11 protein-coding genes are annotated in these 16,226 nt (G+C 72.4%); 5 read left to right on the forward strand and 6 right to left on the reverse strand.

The features are described from left to right. Window positions 1-174 precede the first annotated feature (174 nt). The 3 genes from pyk to pta form a co-directional block, all read right to left on the reverse strand. Window positions 175-1,593 carry a pyruvate kinase gene (gene pyk / locus AAHZ94_RS12250; RefSeq protein ID WP_349992863.1) on the reverse strand — a complete coding sequence of 473 codons (1,419 nt, stop codon included), beginning with the start codon at window positions 1,591-1,593 and terminating at the stop codon, window positions 175-177. Window positions 1,594-1,680: 87 nt separating this feature from the next. Next, window positions 1,681-2,838, reverse strand: coding sequence for an acetate kinase (locus AAHZ94_RS12255; protein WP_349992864.1), 1,158 nt, complete (start codon window positions 2,836-2,838; stop codon window positions 1,681-1,683). Beyond that, window positions 2,835-4,961: a phosphate acetyltransferase gene (gene pta, locus AAHZ94_RS12260; protein ID WP_349992865.1), complete on the reverse strand. Its 2,127-nt coding sequence runs from the start codon at window positions 4,959-4,961 to the stop codon at window positions 2,835-2,837. Before pta ends, AAHZ94_RS12255 begins: the two co-directional genes overlap by 4 nt. A gap of 814 nt (window positions 4,962-5,775) precedes the next feature. On the opposite strand from pta, the gene AAHZ94_RS12265 reads away from it, so the two are divergent. Next, a complete protein-coding gene (locus tag AAHZ94_RS12265; protein ID WP_349992866.1) occupies window positions 5,776-6,801 on the forward strand; it encodes an ATP-dependent 6-phosphofructokinase in 1,026 nt (341 codons plus the stop codon). A gap of 729 nt (window positions 6,802-7,530) precedes the next feature. Here the strand turns inward: AAHZ94_RS12265 and AAHZ94_RS12270 are convergent. Further along, window positions 7,531-8,340 carry a S1 family peptidase gene (locus AAHZ94_RS12270; protein ID WP_349992867.1) on the reverse strand — a complete coding sequence of 270 codons (810 nt, stop codon included), beginning with the start codon at window positions 8,338-8,340 and terminating at the stop codon, window positions 7,531-7,533. A 384-nt stretch (window positions 8,341-8,724) separates the two neighbouring features. Between AAHZ94_RS12270 and AAHZ94_RS12275 the strand changes: the two genes are divergently transcribed. From AAHZ94_RS12275 to AAHZ94_RS12290, 4 genes are all read left to right on the forward strand, one after another. Then, entirely contained in the window at window positions 8,725-9,423 is a 699-nt protein-coding gene (locus AAHZ94_RS12275) for a hypothetical protein (protein ID WP_349992868.1), read from the forward strand. Window positions 9,424-9,698: 275 nt separating this feature from the next. Beyond that, on the forward strand, window positions 9,699-11,030 hold the full coding sequence (locus AAHZ94_RS12280) for a hypothetical protein (RefSeq protein ID WP_349992869.1): 1,332 nt from the start codon (window positions 9,699-9,701) through the stop codon (window positions 11,028-11,030). A 572-nt stretch (window positions 11,031-11,602) separates the two neighbouring features. Further along, window positions 11,603-11,929: a hypothetical protein gene (locus AAHZ94_RS12285; RefSeq protein WP_349992870.1), complete on the forward strand. Its 327-nt coding sequence runs from the start codon at window positions 11,603-11,605 to the stop codon at window positions 11,927-11,929. A 489-nt stretch (window positions 11,930-12,418) separates the two neighbouring features. Further along, window positions 12,419-13,669: a serine hydrolase domain-containing protein gene (locus tag AAHZ94_RS12290; RefSeq protein ID WP_349992871.1), complete on the forward strand. Its 1,251-nt coding sequence runs from the start codon at window positions 12,419-12,421 to the stop codon at window positions 13,667-13,669. A 286-nt stretch (window positions 13,670-13,955) separates the two neighbouring features. Here the strand turns inward: AAHZ94_RS12290 and AAHZ94_RS12295 are convergent, their stop codons facing one another. Then, window positions 13,956-14,768: a carbohydrate ABC transporter permease gene (locus AAHZ94_RS12295; RefSeq protein ID WP_349992872.1), complete on the reverse strand. Its 813-nt coding sequence runs from the start codon at window positions 14,766-14,768 to the stop codon at window positions 13,956-13,958. Window positions 14,769-15,178: 410 nt separating this feature from the next. After that, complete coding sequence (locus AAHZ94_RS12300; protein ID WP_349992873.1) at window positions 15,179-16,054, reverse strand: carbohydrate ABC transporter permease; 876 nt, start codon at window positions 16,052-16,054, stop codon at window positions 15,179-15,181. Between the last annotated feature and the right edge of the window lie 172 nt (window positions 16,055-16,226).

A 16,226-nucleotide genomic window follows, 5' to 3' on the forward strand; every position in this document is an offset into this window, starting at 1 on the left:
GGGGGGGGGGGGCGCGCGCGAGGGGGCCAGAGACGCGGGGCGGGGGGGGGGGCGGGGGGGGGGGGGGGGCCCGCCCCGCCCGGGGGGGGGGGGGGGGGGGGGGGGGGGGCGGGGTGGGGGGCGGGGGGGGGGGCGGGGGCGCGGGCGGGGCGTCGGGTGCCCGCGTGGTGTGCGTCAGGCGCCCAGGTGGTGGACCCGGACCATGTTGGTCGTGCCGGGGACGCCGGGGGGCGAGCCGGCCGTGATGATCATGGTGTCGCCGGTGTTGTAGCGGCCGAGCTTGAGGAGTTCGGCGTCGACCAGTTCCACCATGGCGTCGGTGTTGTCCACGTGCGGCACCACGAAGGTCTCCACGCCCCAGCTCAGCGTGAGCACGTTGCGGGTGAGGGTGTCCGTGGTGAAGGCCAGGATGGGCTGCTGGGCCCGGTAGCGGGAGAGGCGGCGGGCGGTGTCGCCGGACTTGGTGAAGGCGACCAGCGACTTGGCGTCCAGGAAGTCGGCGATCTCGGCGGCGGCGCGGGCCACCGCACCGCCCTGGGTGCGCGGCTTCTTGCCGGGCACCAGCGGCTGGAGGCCGCGGGAGAGCAGTTCCTGCTCGGCGGCGGTGACGATGCGCGACATCGTCTTGACGGTCTCCAGCGGGTAGGCGCCTACCGAGGACTCGGCGGAGAGCATGACCGCGTCCGCGCCGTCCAGGATCGCGTTGGCGACGTCGGACGCCTCGGCGCGGGTCGGCCGCGAGTTGGTGATCATCGACTCCATCATCTGGGTCGCCACGATCACCGGCTTGGCGTTGCGGCGGCACATCTCGATGAGCCGCTTCTGCACCATCGGCACCTTCTCCAGCGGGTACTCAACGGCCAGGTCGCCGCGGGCCACCATGACGCCGTCGAAGGCCGCGACGACCTCCTCCATGTTGGCCACCGCCTGCGGCTTCTCCACCTTGGCGATCACCGGGACGCGCCGGCCGACCTCGTCCATCACCCGGTGCACGTCGCGTACGTCGGCGGCGTCCCGGACGAAGGAGAGCGCGACCAGGTCGCAGCCGAGCTCCAGCGCGAACTTCAGGTCGTCGATGTCCTTCGCGGACAGCGCGGGCACGTTGACGGCCACGCCGGGCAGGTTGATGCCCTTGTGGTCGGAGATCACGCCGCCCTCGATGACGATGGACCGCACGCGCGGGCCGTCCACGTCGATCACCTGGAGCGCGACGTTGCCGTCGTTGATCAGGATGGACTCGCCCTTGGAGACGTCGCCGGGCAGGCCCTTGTAGGTGGTGCCGCAGATGGTCCGGTCGCCCGCGACGTCCTCGGTGGTGATGGTGAACTCGTCACCGCGCACCAGCTCGACCGGGCCGTCGGCGAAGGTCTCCAGCCGGATCTTGGGGCCCTGGAGGTCGGCGAGCACGCCCACCGCCCGGCCGGTCTCCGCGGACGCCTTGCGGAGACGGTGGTACCGCTCCTCGTGCTCCGAGTGGGACCCGTGGCTCATGTTGAAACGGGCCACGTTCATGCCCGACTCGATCAGCGCCTTGAGCTGATCGAAGGAGTCGACGGCGGGACCCAGGGTGCAGACGATTTTGGAACGGCGCATGGGGCAGATCCTATCCGTTTGTTTCAGCGCGGAATTTATAGGGCTGGTCTAGACCGATTCGACGGCCCGGCCGGGCGTGCCCGCCGGTCAGGCAGTGACCAGCTCGTACGTCTGGGTGGCGATCTCCAACTCCTCGTCGGTCGGTATCACCGCCACCGCCACCGGGCTGGTCGCGGTGGAGATCAGCCGGCCGCTGGTGCCGCGCAGCGCGTTGCGTACGGCGTCCACCTCGATGCCGAGTGCGCCCAGGCCGCGCAGGGTGGCCTCGCGCACCGCGGCCGAGTTCTCGCCGACGCCGGCGGTGAAGGCGACGGCGTCCAGCCGGCCGAGCACCGCGGTGTACGCGCCCACGTACTTGCGCAGCCGGTGTACGTAGATGTCGAAGGCGAGCTGCGCCTCCGCGTCGCCCTCGCCCATCCGGCGGCCGATCTCGCGCATGTCGTTGTCGCCGCACAGCCCGATCAGCCCGCTGTGCTTGTTGAGCAGGGCGTCGATCTCGTCGATGGACATTCCGCCGACCCGGGCCAGGTGGAAGATGGCCGCCGGGTCCAGGTCGCCCGAGCGGGTGCCCATGACCAGGCCCTCCAGCGGGGTGAGCCCCATCGAGGTGTCCACGCACACGCCGCCGGCCACGGCCGAAGCGCTGGCCCCGTTGCCCAGGTGCAGCACGATCGTGTTGAGGTCGGAGACGTCCTTGCCGAGGAGTGTGGCCGTGGCCCGCGCGACGTAGGAGTGCGAGGTCCCGTGGAAGCCGTAGCGGCGCACCCCGTACCGGTCGGCGGTGTCCACGTCGATGGCGTACCGGGCGGCGGATTCCGGCATCGTGGCGTGGAAGGCGGTGTCGAAGACGGCGACCTGCGGCAGGTCGGGGCGGAGCCTGCGGGCCACCTTGATGCCGGTGACGTTGGCCGGATTGTGCAGCGGGGCCAGCGGCACCAGCTTCTCCACCTCGGCGAGCACCTCATCGGTGATCAGCGTCGGCGCGGTGAACCGGGTGCCGCCGTGCACCACCCGGTGGCCGACGGCGGCCAGCGCGGGCGAGTCGAGACCGAGGCCCTGCGCCGTGAGCTGCCGGGCGACCTGGTCGAGGGCGGCCGTGTGGTCGGGCACCTGGCCCTCGCCGATGCGCTCCACGATGCCGGAGGCCAGCCGGCTGCCGTCGGCCATGTCGAGGAGTTGGTACTTCACCGATGACGAGCCGGAGTTGAGGACCAGCACCCGGGTGCGGTCGGGGGAGTGGTTCACGCGGTCGGTGCTTTCTCTGCGGGGACGGCGGGGGCTGCGGGGGCGCCCTGGGCGGGCTGTGCCTGGGCCTGGATGGCGGTGATGGCGACGGTGTTGACGATGTCCTGGACGAGAGCGCCGCGCGAGAGGTCGTTGACCGGCTTGCGCAGCCCCTGGAGGACCGGGCCGACGGCGACGGCACCGGCCGAGCGCTGGACGGCCTTGTACGTGTTGTTGCCGGTGTTGAGGTCGGGGAAGATCAACACGGTGGCCTGCCCGGCCACCTGCGAGTCGGGCAGCTTGGTGGCGGCCACGGCCGCGTCCACCGCCGCGTCGTACTGGATCGGCCCCTCCACGAGCAGGTCGGGCCGCCGCTCGCGGACCAGCTCGGTGGCCTTGCGGACCTTGTCCACGTCGGCGCCCGAGCCGGAGGTGCCGGTCGAGTACGAGAGCATCGCGATCTTGGGCTCCACGCCGAACTTGGCCGCCGTCGCCGCGGACTGGATGGCGATGTCCGCGAGCTGCTCGGCGTTCGGGTCGGGGTTGACCGCGCAGTCCCCGTACACCAGCACCCGGTCGGCCAGGCACATGAAGAACACGGACGAGACGATCTGCGCCCCCGGCGCCGTCTTGATCACCTCGAAGGCGGGCCTGATGGTGGCCGCGGTGGAGTGCACCGCGCCGGAGACCATCCCGTCCGCCAGGCCCTCCTGGACCATCAGGGTGCCGAAGTAGGAGACGTCGGCGACGACGTCGTAGGCCAGCTCGTACGAGACGCCCTTGTGCGCCCGGAGCTGTGCGTACAACTCGGCGAACCGGTCGCGCAGCGGCGAGGTGTGCGGGTCGGTGACCTGGGCGCCGGACAGGTCGATGCCCAGCTCCGTGGCGCGCTTGCGGACCGCGTCCTCGTTGCCGAGCAGCGTCAGGTCGCACACGTCGCGGCGGAGCAGCACGTCGGCGGCGCGCAGCACGCGCTCCTCGGTGCCCTCGGGGAGGACGACGCGGCGCCGGTTGGCGCGCGAGCGCTCCAGCAGTTCGTGCTCGAACATCATCGGCGTGACCCGGCTTGAGCGGGCCACCGAGATCCGCTCGGTCAGCTCGGCGGTGTCCACGTGCCGCTCGAAGAGGCCGAGAGCGGTCTCGGCCTTGCGCGGCGCGGCGGCGCTCAGCTTGCCTTCGAGCGCGAACAGTTCGGCCGCGGTCGGGAAGCTGCCGCCGGGCACCGAGACCACCGGCGTGCCGGGCGCCAGCCGGGAGGCGAGGGCCAGGATGTCGGGTCCCGGGCGGGCGTCCAGGGTGAGCAGGACGCCGGCGATGGGCGGGGCGCCGGCGCTGTGCGCGGCCAGCGAGCCGATGATCAGGTCGGCGCGGTCGCCCGGCGTGACGACCAGGGCGCCCTCGGTCAGCGCGGGCAGGAAGGTGGGCAGCATGGCGCCGCCGAAGACGAAGTCGCGCACGTCGCGGGCGAGCCCGGCGGCGTCGCCGAGCAGCACCTCGGCGCCGAGCGTGTGCACCACCTGGCGCACGCTGGGCGCCGAGAGCGAGCCGTCCTCGGGCAGCGTGTAGCAGGGCACCGGCACCTGCTCGGCCAGCGGCCCGGCGATCTCCTCGCGGTCGGCCGGGGCGACCCGGTTGACGACCAGGGCGACCACGTCACAGCCGTGCGCCTGGTAGGCGATGTGGGCGTTGCGGGCCTCGGAGCGCACCGATTCGGCGGTCTGGTTCTGCCCGCCGACCACGGCTATCACGGCCGCGCCGAACTCGTTGGCAAGCCGCGCGTTCAGATGCAGCTCGTCGGGGAGGCTGGTGGCGGCGTAGTCGCTGCCGAGTACGAGCACGTACTCGTACTCCCTGGCCACCGCGTGGAACCGGGTGACCAGCTCGGACACCAGCTCGTCGGTGCCGCGCTCGGCCTGGAGGGCGGCGGCCTCGTCGTAGCCGATGCCGTAGACGGTCTCGGCCGGCTGGGTGAGCCGGTAGCGGGCGCGCAGCAGCTCGAAGAGGCGGTCGGGCCCGTCGTGCACCAGCGGGCGGAAGACGCCCACCCGGTCCACGTGGCGGGTCAGGAGTTCCATGACCCCCAGCTCGACGACCTGGCGGCCGTCCCCGCGGTCGATCCCGGTCACATACACGCTGCGCGTCACGCGTGCTCTCCGATCCTTGGGCTGCATCGGCTCTTGGCCGTCTGTCGGCCGCCGGGCGGGTGGGTGGTCCGTACGGCTGGGTACGGGGCTGCTCGTCCGGCGGTGCGGCTGGCGCCGCTGCTTGCTGTGGTGCTTTCGGCTTGTGGCCTGTGGGGTGTTTCTGTGGGGTGTTTCTGTGGGGTGGGGTGGAGTGGGGTGGGTGCTGGGTGGCTTGCTCCGGAGTGGGGGGGTGCGCTGGGTGGGTGGTGCGGGTCGTGCGGGTGTCTGGGTGTGGGGTGGGTGCCTGTCGGGTGTCTGGGTGTGGTGCGGGTGTGTGTCGGGTGGGTGCCTGGGTGTGGGGTGAGTGCCGGGCGGGTGGGTGTCGGGTGGTGTGTGAGAAGTGAGTGGCTGCCTGATGTCTGACTCGTCGGGGCGCGGCGGAGTTCCGCCGTCCGCGGCGTGGGTCGGCGGGGCGGGGCGGCCGGGGTGGCGGGGTGGCCGTCCGCCGTGCCGGCCCGTCGGGCAGGTCGGGCCCGGCGCGTGGACAGGCTCCGTGCGCCGGGCCGGCGTGCCGGAGCGCGGTGTCTGCCCGGCGGCCGGGGCGCCGCCGGCGTACGTCTTCCCCGTTCCCGGCCGGGCTCCCCGTCCAGAATCGAACGAAGAATCACCCGTCCCGTTGGGCATTCCCTCTTGACAGTACCCGGGCGTATGGGTACGGCGCATGACCCGTGGGGTGCGCGGCGGCTGCGGGCCCGTGAAACAATCGGACGAGCTCATATGTACCTCCCCCGGCCCACGGCCCACGGGGAACCCCAGGAGCAGGAGAAAGACCAGGATGCGCATCGGAGTGCTCACCGCCGGAGGCGACTGCCCCGGTCTCAACGCCGTGATCCGGTCGGTCGTGCACCGCGCCGTTGCCGGCCACGACGACGAGGTCATCGGCTTCGAGGACGGTTTCAAGGGTCTTCTCGACGGCCGGTTCCGCCCCCTCGACCTCGATGCCGTCAGCGGCATCCTGGCCCGCGGCGGGACCATCCTCGGCTCGGCCAGGCTGGAGCGGGACCGGCTGCGTGAGGCCGCCGAGAACTGCGAGGAACTGGCCCGCTCGTACGGCATCGACGTGCTCATCCCGATCGGCGGCGAGGGCACGCTGACCGCGGCCCGGATGCTCTCGGACGCCGGCATGCCGGTCGTCGGCGTGCCGAAGACGATCGACAACGACATCTCGGCCACCGACCGCACCTTCGGCTTCGACACCGCCGTGGGCGTGGCGACCGAGGCGATCGACCGGCTGAAGACGACCGCCGAGTCACACCAGCGGGTCATGGTCGTCGAGGTCATGGGGCGGCACGCCGGCTGGATCGCGCTGGAGTCCGGCATGGCCGGTGGCGCGCACGGCATCTGCCTGCCGGAGCGGCCGTTCGACGTGGCCGACCTGGTGAAGATGGTCGAGGAGCGGTTCGCGCGGGGCAAGAAGTTCGCGGTGATCTGCGTCGCCGAGGGCGCGCACCCCGCGGAGGGCTCGATGGACTACCAGAAGGGCGCCATCGACCAGTACGGCCACGAGCGGTTCGCCGGCATCGGCAACCGGCTCGCCGCCGAGTTGGAGAACCGGTTGGGCAAGGAGGCCCGCCCGGTCATCCTCGGCCACGTCCAGCGCGGCGGCACGCCCACCGCGTACGACCGGGTGCTGGCCACGCGCTTCGGCTGGCACGCGGTGGAGGCGGCGCACCGCGGCGACTTCGGCATGATGACCGCGCTGCGCGGCACCGCCGTGGAACTGGTGCCGCTGGCCGAGGCGGTCACCGAACTCAAGCGGGTACCGGCGAACCGAATGGACGAGGCGGAGTCGGTCTTCTAACGGCTCATCGCGAGCTGCGAGCTGCGAGCTGCGGGCCGCGGGCTGCTGGCCCTTTTGTCGCTGACTGCTGGTCGCGCTGGGCGCTGATTGCTGGTCGTTCGCTGCGGGCCGCATCGGTCGTTGGCTGCTGGTCGGGCTAACCGCGCTGGCTGCTCGCTGCTGTTCGTCGCCGGTCGCCCGCTGCCCGCGTCGTGCGCGGTGGCCACCCGGGCCGGTTCGTACGGAGAGTTTCGTGCGGAGTGCGGAGTGCGGAGTGCGGGTCGGTTTCCTACGGGCAGCCGCGCGCGGGGCCAGTTCGCGTGGGGAGCCGCGCGTGGCCGAACCCGTACGGCAAGCCTCGTTGCGCGGCGACTCCGCGCGGGAGGTCACGTACAGGCGGCTCCGTGCGGGAGGTTGCGTACAGGCGGCTCCGCGCGGGGAGTCGCGCGCGGGCCCGTTCCGTACGGGAAGTCTCTCGCGGGCCGCTCCCCGGCGGGTCGGCCCGCCGCCCGTGCCCCGGGCGCCCGCTCCGTGCAGGCCGGGCGAGTGCGACCCCGCCGCGCCGCCCGGCCTGCTGCGGGCCCGGCATCCCCGACTGGCTACCGGGGCCCGCGCTCGCCCCGGTGCGGCGCCGAGCCCCAACTGGCCGGCTGGCTAGGGGCGTTCCCGGGGCGAGTGGCCCCCGCGGCGCGGCGTCCGGGATGCGGTCCGGGGCCGGGCGCGGGGGCCGGTCGTGGTGAGCGGCCGGCGCTAGCTGGTGCGGGCGCCGCCGATCTGGGTGTTGATCCACTGCTGGTGCGCGGTCACGTCGGTGTAGACCGTGGCGTCACCGGTGCCGCAGATCTGGCTGTTCGCACCGGCCCGGCTGGTCGCGCCGGCGAGGCGCCACGTGCCACCCTCCTTGAGCAGCGCCGGGCCGCCCGAGTCGCCGTAACACGCGGTGCCGGACCGGCTGCCGTACACGCACAGTTCCACGGAGCTGTTGTACGACGTGCTGCACATGCGGTCCGGGTTGATGCGCGTGTCCAGTTCCTTCAGGCCGCGCGGGGTCCCGCCGCAGCCGGGCGAGCCGCACGTCTGGCCCCAGCCGAGGAGCCGGGTGTACGTGCCTTCGGCCGGGGAGGTGGCGGCGATGTCGACCGGCTGGTTGGGGACCGCGCGGGTCAGCCGCAGCAGGGCGATGTCGTACGGGCCGTTCTGGTACCGCGGGTGGCGGATGATCTGGGCGACCGAGGCCACGGTGCCGCCGGTGGTGTTGTCCCGCGAGCCGATGCGTATCTGGAAGTTCTGCGGCGACTGGCCGGCCACGCAGTGCGCGGCGGTGACCATCCAGGTGCTCTTGATCAGCGAGGCGCCACAGCCGTGTCGGCCGCGGACCTGCATGGAGCCCATGAACGAGTAGTCCTCGGTGGCCGGCCCGCCACCGACGATCTTGGTGCTGGGCGCGGTCGGCTTGGGCTCGGGGGCGCGGTCGGCGGCCTGTGCGCTCTGCGTGGACAGCACGGCCGCGGCGATCATGGCAGGAGCGAGCGCGATGCGCGCTACGGTGCGGAATCTCATAGCGGGGTGTCCTCCAAGGGCGATGGGGGGAAAGAGGGGGGACCCGTGCCGACCGGATGCGGACGGGCCGCCCAGCCGTCCCGGGCCCCCGGTCGCCACTCACTGTGGGCCACCGGACCACATCCGTAACAATCCCAACCTTGCATACGGTGCGCCTATGGGGCCTCGTTGCGCCACTTCGGCATCTGTCAACTCCCTTATCTGTCTGGAGGGTTGGTGCTGCGGTGCTGGCCTGTGGGTTCGTCGCGCGGGGTGGTCTGTGGGGCGGAGGCTTGCGGGAGATGATCACGGTGTGTTTACCCTGACCCGCCATGGCTGACTGGTACACGTCAGCACACTCGGGCGGTGTGCGGGCCGGCGGCCCATGCGCGCGACGGGGGCGGAATGCGGGGGCTGTGGGCCAGGGTGTGGCTGCGGTACGTGCTCGTGGGGACGTTGCTCGCGGCCGGGATCGCCGGCTACCTCGCCCTACGGCACGAGCGGCGCGCTGCCCAACTCGCCGACAATCAGACACAGTTGGAACAAGCCTGCCGGGGCCTGCTGCCAGTGTCCGAACTGCGCCCCTACCTCCCGGCCGACTCCGCCGGAGAACTGGCCGAGTTCGGCACCCTGGCCGACGGCGGCCCCAGCCGCTCGCTCTACGACTGCACGCTGATGTGGGGCGCGAGCCACACGGGGTGGGAACCGGACGCACTGGTACGGGTGCACGCCGTGGCCGCGCTGCCCGGCGAAGAGGACCGGCTCGGCCCGCCGGACCTGGACGACGAGGTGGGCACCTGGCGCACCCCACCAGGTATCAGCGGCACGCTGACGTATGACTCGGGGTTGGGCCGCGCGAACCTCACGGCCTGGCTACACGTCCGCTGCCGCGGCGACCTCACCGGCCGCGTCCGCCCCTCGCGTGACCTGCGCATCAGCGTGGAGCTTCCGGTGCGGGCCGGCTTCCCGAGCGACCTCACCCCTGCCGAGCGGTTGGCCCCGGCCCGTACCGCGGTGCGTGCCGCGAACTGGGTCACCGCCCGCCAGAAGCACTGCGCCGCACCGCGGCTTTCGATGCCGACCGGGGTGGTGATGGCGAAGTGACGGGTACGGGGTGGGGGCGGTCCGGCCGTCCGGGGCAGCCTGGCGGTCCGGGGCGGTCGGATGAGGCCGGACAGGAGGGCCGGCTTGAGGGGCAGGGCCGGTCTGAACGGGTGGGCCGAGTAGGGCAGGACGGGCAGGGAGGACAGCCAGGTCCACAGGGCCAGGCGGCGCCCGCGGGGTGGCCGAGGCAGCCGGATCGGCAGAGTCGGGCTGGTGGACAGGAGGGGCGGTCTGAGCAGGTGAGCCAACCAGGACCGGAGGGACGGTCTGAGCAAGTGAGCCAGCCCGACCAGCCCGACCAGCCCGAGCAGCCCGAGCGTGCCGCGAGAGAAACGGAGCGGGCGCGCCGGGCCGTGCGTGAGCGGTGGCGGCGGCGGGCGCTGACCGGTGGTGCGCTGCTGCTGGTCCTCGCACTCATCGGCGGCGGCTACTACTGGTTCGGCGGTGGCTACGACCGCCACCAGCGGGACAAGCTGCTCGCCGGCGCCTGCGACGGGGTGCTCGCCAAGCGCGAGGCGCGGGCCATCCTCGGCGACGGGCCGCTGGAGGAGGGCGAGCGCGGCACCGTCCGCAAGGGTTCCTTCGCAGGTGAGGACAGGGGCGCCGGCCAGGGCGTCGGGGAGCGCGGCAGCGACGACCGCGCGGTGCGCGAACCACTGTTGCTGACCTGCACGGTCAAGCGGGACCTGGAGTACCACGCGGGCAAGCCGACGGTGGAGGCGTCCGTGACGATCGGCGTCCGTGAGGCCCCGGTACGGCTGCGCACCGACCCCGGCTACGACCGCACCGGGCCGATCGTGCCGCGCGGCCTCGCCCCGGCGCCGCTCGGGCACGGCTGGTCGGGCCACTTCGCCATCGACCGCAACTACGCCGACGGCCCGGAGGCGACCACGGCGGTCCTCCTGACCTGCGCCAACAGTACGAGTGACCTGCTGGTGACGGCCAAGGTGCAGCAGGAGGACAGCACCTTGGACGACCCGCGCCACCGTGCGGCCTTCGCGCGCGTGGCCACCGCGACGGCCAAGAAGGCGGCCCGGCACCTGAACTGCGATGCGCCGCTGGGCACCGACCCGGTGACGGTGCCGCTGCCGGTGGACGAGCGCGAGTACGTGCCACTGCGCGACGCCGACGGCACCTGTGCCGGACTGCCACCAACGCCGGGCACCCCCGCCGGGAAGCAGCCCGGCATCGAGGTCAGGCACGCCTGGGAGAGCGCCCGCGGCACGGCCCCGTACGAGACGTGCGTGGTGGGCGAGTCCGGGGCGGCCGGCAGCTACCGACTGCGCGCCCTGTACGGGCCGTACGCGCAGGACCTGCGCTTCGTCGTGGCGGGGCAGTCCCACGGCGGGTCCGCCCACTCCGACCTCGAAGAACGGCCCGCAGGCCAGGTGGACGTGCCCCAACTGCACTTCTGGTACGCGAGTGCCCGCTGTGGCGCGGACCGACCGGCGGCGCTGTACATCGTCGATGCTCTGACGGAGGACAGCGCGAGCGAGGGGCGCAAGGACGAGCCCCGTGCGGACGTGGCGTACCAGCGGCGGGCGCTCGCCGAGTTCGCCCGCCGGTCCGCCGCCGCGCATGGCTGCGCGGCACCGGCGGTGCCGTAGCGGGGCGGGGGTATACGAGTGTCCAGGCCGGACCGGGGCCGGTCCGGACACGGGACGGCGGCGGTCGACCCCACGTACGGAATCGGAGCCCATGAGCACGTTCCTTTCTTGGTCCGCGGGCCGATCGATGGCACGCGGTGGTCCGTGACTCCACTGAAGACGACGGGCGGTTGCACGGGCGTATCCGTTTTTCCATACGTTGGCGATATGCAGCGCAGCCGCCACGGCCACGGCGTGTTCCGTGCGCCATCCCCCGCCCCGCCAGCCGCCGTCAACCCGCACCAGCCGAGCAACTGCCAGCCTTCGGGGCCGGGGCCGGGGCCGGGGCCAGGGCCAGGGGCAGAAGCAGGGGCGAGGAGGGAAGGGGGGAGCGGGGTTCGCGGGACGGGGAACTGGCCGATGTGTTCCGGGGCGAGTGGCTCAGAGCGCGACCCGGTATGCCTCCTCGCACGCCGAGTTGACCCGCCGCCGACTCGACTCGTCGATACGAGTTGATGTGATGGGCCGTCTGCTGTCACCCGAAGGCCCGCTTTTGCGTCCTCCTTGCAGAGGCATCGCAGGCAAGGAGAGCCATGAGCGTTCGATCGAGTTGGTGCAACACCCATCGGGGCCCCACCGAACAGGCCATCGCCGTCGCGGTGATCGAGGCCAACTCGGGCCCCGGCGGCACCGTGTGGTCGTGCGCGGAGTGCGTCGAGCGGTACGGCATCGTGCCGCTCGACGAACAGTCGCCCGGCCACCCCGCGTTCCGCATCCAGTACCGCGACCGCCCACCCGCACGGGGCCGGCACGGCAGTACGGGACCGATGGTGGGTGTGGCGGGGGCGGGTGCGGAGGTGGACGGCCCCGACGCTGAACCTCGGAGCGAGGGCCCGACGCCGCGGTGCGCCCGTTGCTGAGGGGGAGCGAGGGGCCTGAGGGGCCTGGTGAGGGATGGGTGGGGGGTCCGTCGACGGGCGGACGGGGACCTGGTGGGGACGGGCCGTCGGGTCTGACGGGGGACGGGCCGGGTTCTTTCGAGAGGCAGATGGGGTCTGACGGGGACGCGCCGGGCCTGACGAGGGACGGAGGAGGCTGGCGACGGGCGTACGGGGGGTGGCGTACGCGTCAATGGGCTTGCCCGCGGCGGGGTTTGGGGCTGCTCAGGGCTCGGGGTGCGGGCCGGGGGCGGGGCTGTGCGCGCCGCGCGGGCCGCGCAGGCTTGTGGGGTGCCGCGGGGCGGGGTCCTGGGGGAGGGGGTTGCGCGCGCCGTGGCCGTGGCGGCTGCGCCGCATATCGCCGACGTATGGAAAAACGCATACGCCCACGCAACCGCCCGTCGTCTTCAGTGGAGTCACGGACCACCGCGTGCCATCGATCGGCCCGCGGACCAAGAAAGGAACGTGCTCATGGGCTCCGATTCCGTACGTGGGGTCGACCGCCGGCGGTTGCTCGGCTGGAGCGGGTTGACGGCGGCTGGTGTGGCGGCGGGTGGCGCACAGTTCGCGGGGGCCACGCCAAGCCGTGCCGCGCAGCGCAAGACCGACACCGTGGAGATCCCGCCGGCCACCCGACCCGGCGGGGCGTACGACAAGTTCGTGGCGAAGCTGGCCGCGGAGAACAGGTTCTCCGGTGTGGTGATGCTCGCGCACCGGGGCCGTACGGTGCTGTCCCGCAGCTATGGCCTGGCCGACCAGGAGAAGGGCATCCGCAACCACGAGGGTGTCGCCTTCAACCTCTCGTCGGCGGGCAAGCCGTTCGGCGCGGTGGCCATCCTGCAACTCGCCCAGCGGGGCAAGCTCCAGCTCTCCGACACGGTGGGCACCCACCTCACCGGCTTCGCCAAGGAGACCGCTGACCACGTCACCATCCACCACCTGCTCACCGGCACCTCAGGGCTGAGCACCCCGGACGAGGACCTGCAACGCGTCTACCAGAGCAGGGAAGAGGTGCACGACTTCTACGCGCGATGGGCCAGGGAGTCGAAGCAGGCGGCTCCACCCGGTACACCCACCGACCACGCGGGGGCCGAGGTCGCCATACCCGCGCTGATCGTGGAGGCCGTGACCGGCATGTCCTACTGGGACTACGTGGAGGAGAACGTCTTCCGGCGGTGCGGCATGCAGGGCACCGGGTTCTTCACTAGGCCGCAGTGGCTGACCGATCCGCACATCGCGCACTCGTACATGCGGCAGGCCGACGGCAGCCGGGTGGACGCCGTCCGCAACCTGGACAAGGGCAGCCCCGACCCGCATCAGCTGGGCAAGAACCCGGGCCGCAGCTTCATAGATCCCCCTGGGGACGGCGGCTTCGCCACCGCGCCTGACCTGATCCGGTTCGCTCAGGGGCTGACCGACGGCACCCTGTTGGACCGGCCCTACGCCGAGATCTTCATGGGGCCCAAGATCCCGCTCGCCCCGCAGGGCGGCGGCCTGGCCCGCGGAGCCGTCCCCGCTGATGCGGCGTTCGCGTCCTACATGATGCCGATCAGCCTCACCAAGGGGCAGTGGGTGAACGGCCGTGCCGGCGTCAACCCCGGCAGCGTCGCCAGTTGGAACATCTACCCGTACACCGGCTGGATCGGCGTCGTCCTCGGCAACCACGACGAGACGCCCTTCATGGACATCATCCAACAGGAGATGGAGGCCATCATCGGCTGACGCTGACGCTGACGCTGACGCTGACGCTGACGCTGACGCTGACGCTGACGCTGAGCCGATGCCGGCGCGGGCTGGCCGTCCGGTGGTGTGGTGCTCCCCCCGACACCCACCGGTGCCCGCGCGGCGAGGGGGCGAGGACGGACGCGTGCCGAGTCGGTCGTCCTCGCCCCACCGCCCCCTGATCGGCGCAGTTGGGCGGCTGGGCGCGGCGAATGGGGCAGACGGGGACGACAGGTCAGGGCAGGACAAGGCGAGGTGGGGCAGGGCAGGGCGGTGGTGCGGTGCGTCAGCCCTTCACCGCGCCGCCGAGGGCGAACCCACCGCCGAGCCGGCGGGCGACCAGGAGGTACAGGAGGAGCACGGGCGTGGTGTAGAGCAGCGAGAACGCCGCCAGTTGGCCGTAGACCACCGAATTGCGGCTGCCGAAGAAGGTGAACAGGGTGACCGAGGCGGGGAGTTGGTCAGGGGTGAGGAGGAGCATGAAGGGGACGAAGAAGTTTCCCCACATCATGATGAAGCTGTAGACCGTCACCACCGTCAGGCCAGGTCCCATCAGCGGCAGCACGACGGACACCAGCGACCGGAGCCGGGAGGCGCCGTCCGTCCAGGCGGCCTCTTCGAGGGCGATCGGAACGCCGTCCATGAAGTTCTTCATCAGCCAGATGGCGAACGGGAGTTGAGTGGCGGCGAGGAAGAGCGCGGTGCCGAGGATGCTGTCGATCAGCTCCACCCGTACGTACAGCGCGTACACCGGCACCATCACCGCGGTCAGCGGCAGGCAGGTGGTGAACAGCACGGTCAGCAGGTACGGGCGGACCAGTCGGGAGCGGTAGCGGGAGAGTGGATAGGCGGCGAGCGTCGCGCACACCACCGTCAGCAGGGTGCCGCCGCCACAGAGCAGCAGGCTGTTGAGTATCGGCCGGAAGGTGATCTCCTCGTTCCACACCGCGTCGAAGTTCTCCCAGGTCGCGGGGGACGGTGCGGAGATGCGGAGCCCCGCACGGGAGTCGAAGGCGGCGAGCACGAGCCAGACCAGGGGCAGTAGGAACAGCGCGGTGAGGGCGAGCAGGGCCAGATCGGCACCACAGCGCCGCCGCAGCCGGCGGCGAGCGGCGGGGCTGCGGCGGGCTGCCCGGACCTGATGGGTGGCCGGGGTCTGCGGGGCCGGCCGCCGGCGGCGGTCACCGGGGAGCGTCGGGCCTTGGGCGGCGGTGGTGGGTGCAGCCGTGGCCGTGGCGGCGGGCTGGGGCTCGGGTGGGGGCTCGGATGAGGGCGAGGGTCCGGACGCGGGTGCGGGCCTGGAGGCGGGAGCAGGCTGGGTGACCGGCTCGGGGCCGGACGTGGGTGCGGGTGCAGGACTGGGCTTGGACGTGGGCGCGGGCGGAGGACCGGGTTTGGACGGAGGGCCGGGCTTGGACGTGGGTGCGGCTGCGGGTGGGGGCCCGGCTTTCGGCTCCGGTTCGGGCTCGGGTGTGGGGCCCGGGGGCAGGTTGGGTGTGGGCATGGGGTTCACACCTCCGTACGGAGCAGCCGTAGATAGACGGTGGCGAACAGGCCGCCGATGACCAGCAACAGCAGGGCGACCGCCGTGCCGTAGCCGATCAGCGCCTTGAGCAGGGCCTGGTCGTACATGAACACCGGGAGCGTCTGGCTGCGGTTGCCGGGGCCACCGCGGGTCATGGCCCAGATCAGGCCGAAGACGGAGAGCGTTTGGAGGGTGTTGAGCATCAGATTGGTACCGATGGAGCGGCGGATCATCGGCAGGGTGACGTGCCACAGCCGGCGCCAGCCGCCCGCCCCGTCCACCTCGGCCGCCTCGGTGACCTCCCGGGGCACGTCGGAGAGGGCGGCCGAGTAGATGAGCATCGAGAACGCGGTGCCGCGCCAGACGTTGGCGAGCGATACGGCGATGATCGGCGCACTGTAGAGCCAGTCCTGAGCGGGCAGATGGACCCCGTCAAGGATGGCGTTCAAGGTGCCCTCGTCGCGGAAGAAGGCGTAGAGGAGGAAGCCGGCGACGATCTCCGGGACCACCCAGGCCGCGATGACCACGGCCCCGGTCAGGGTGCGGACCGGGCGTGAGGCGCGCTGCACCAACAGGGCGAGGCCGAGACCGAGCGTGTTCTGGCCGACGATTGAGGACAGCACGGTGAAGACCAGGGTGAGCACCACGGCGTTGCGGAAGTGCCGGTCCTGGAAGGCGTGTTGGAAGTTGTCGAAGCCGACGAAGTGCGTCGAAGCGGAGCCGGTGAGCTGCATATCGGTGAAGGCGATGACGATGCAGTACAGGATCGGGCCACCGAGGAAGAGCAACAGCAGGACGGTGGCCGGTGCCAGCGGCAGCCAACGCAACGGCCGGCGGCCATGATCGACGGGGGCGGGGATGGGGGCAGGGGAGGGGGAGGGGGAGGGGGAGGGGGCCCCCGGTCGTGGGGTAACCCCGCCCCCCCCCCCGCCCCCCCCCCCCCCCCCCCCCCCCCCCCCGCGCCCGCACCCCCCCCCCCCCCCCCCCCGCAGCCCCCCCCCCCCCCCCGGGCCCCCCCCGCCCCCCCCCCCC

The organism is Streptomyces sp. HSW2009 (genome assembly GCF_040240285.1).
GTDB lineage: Bacteria > Actinomycetota > Actinomycetes > Streptomycetales > Streptomycetaceae > Streptomyces.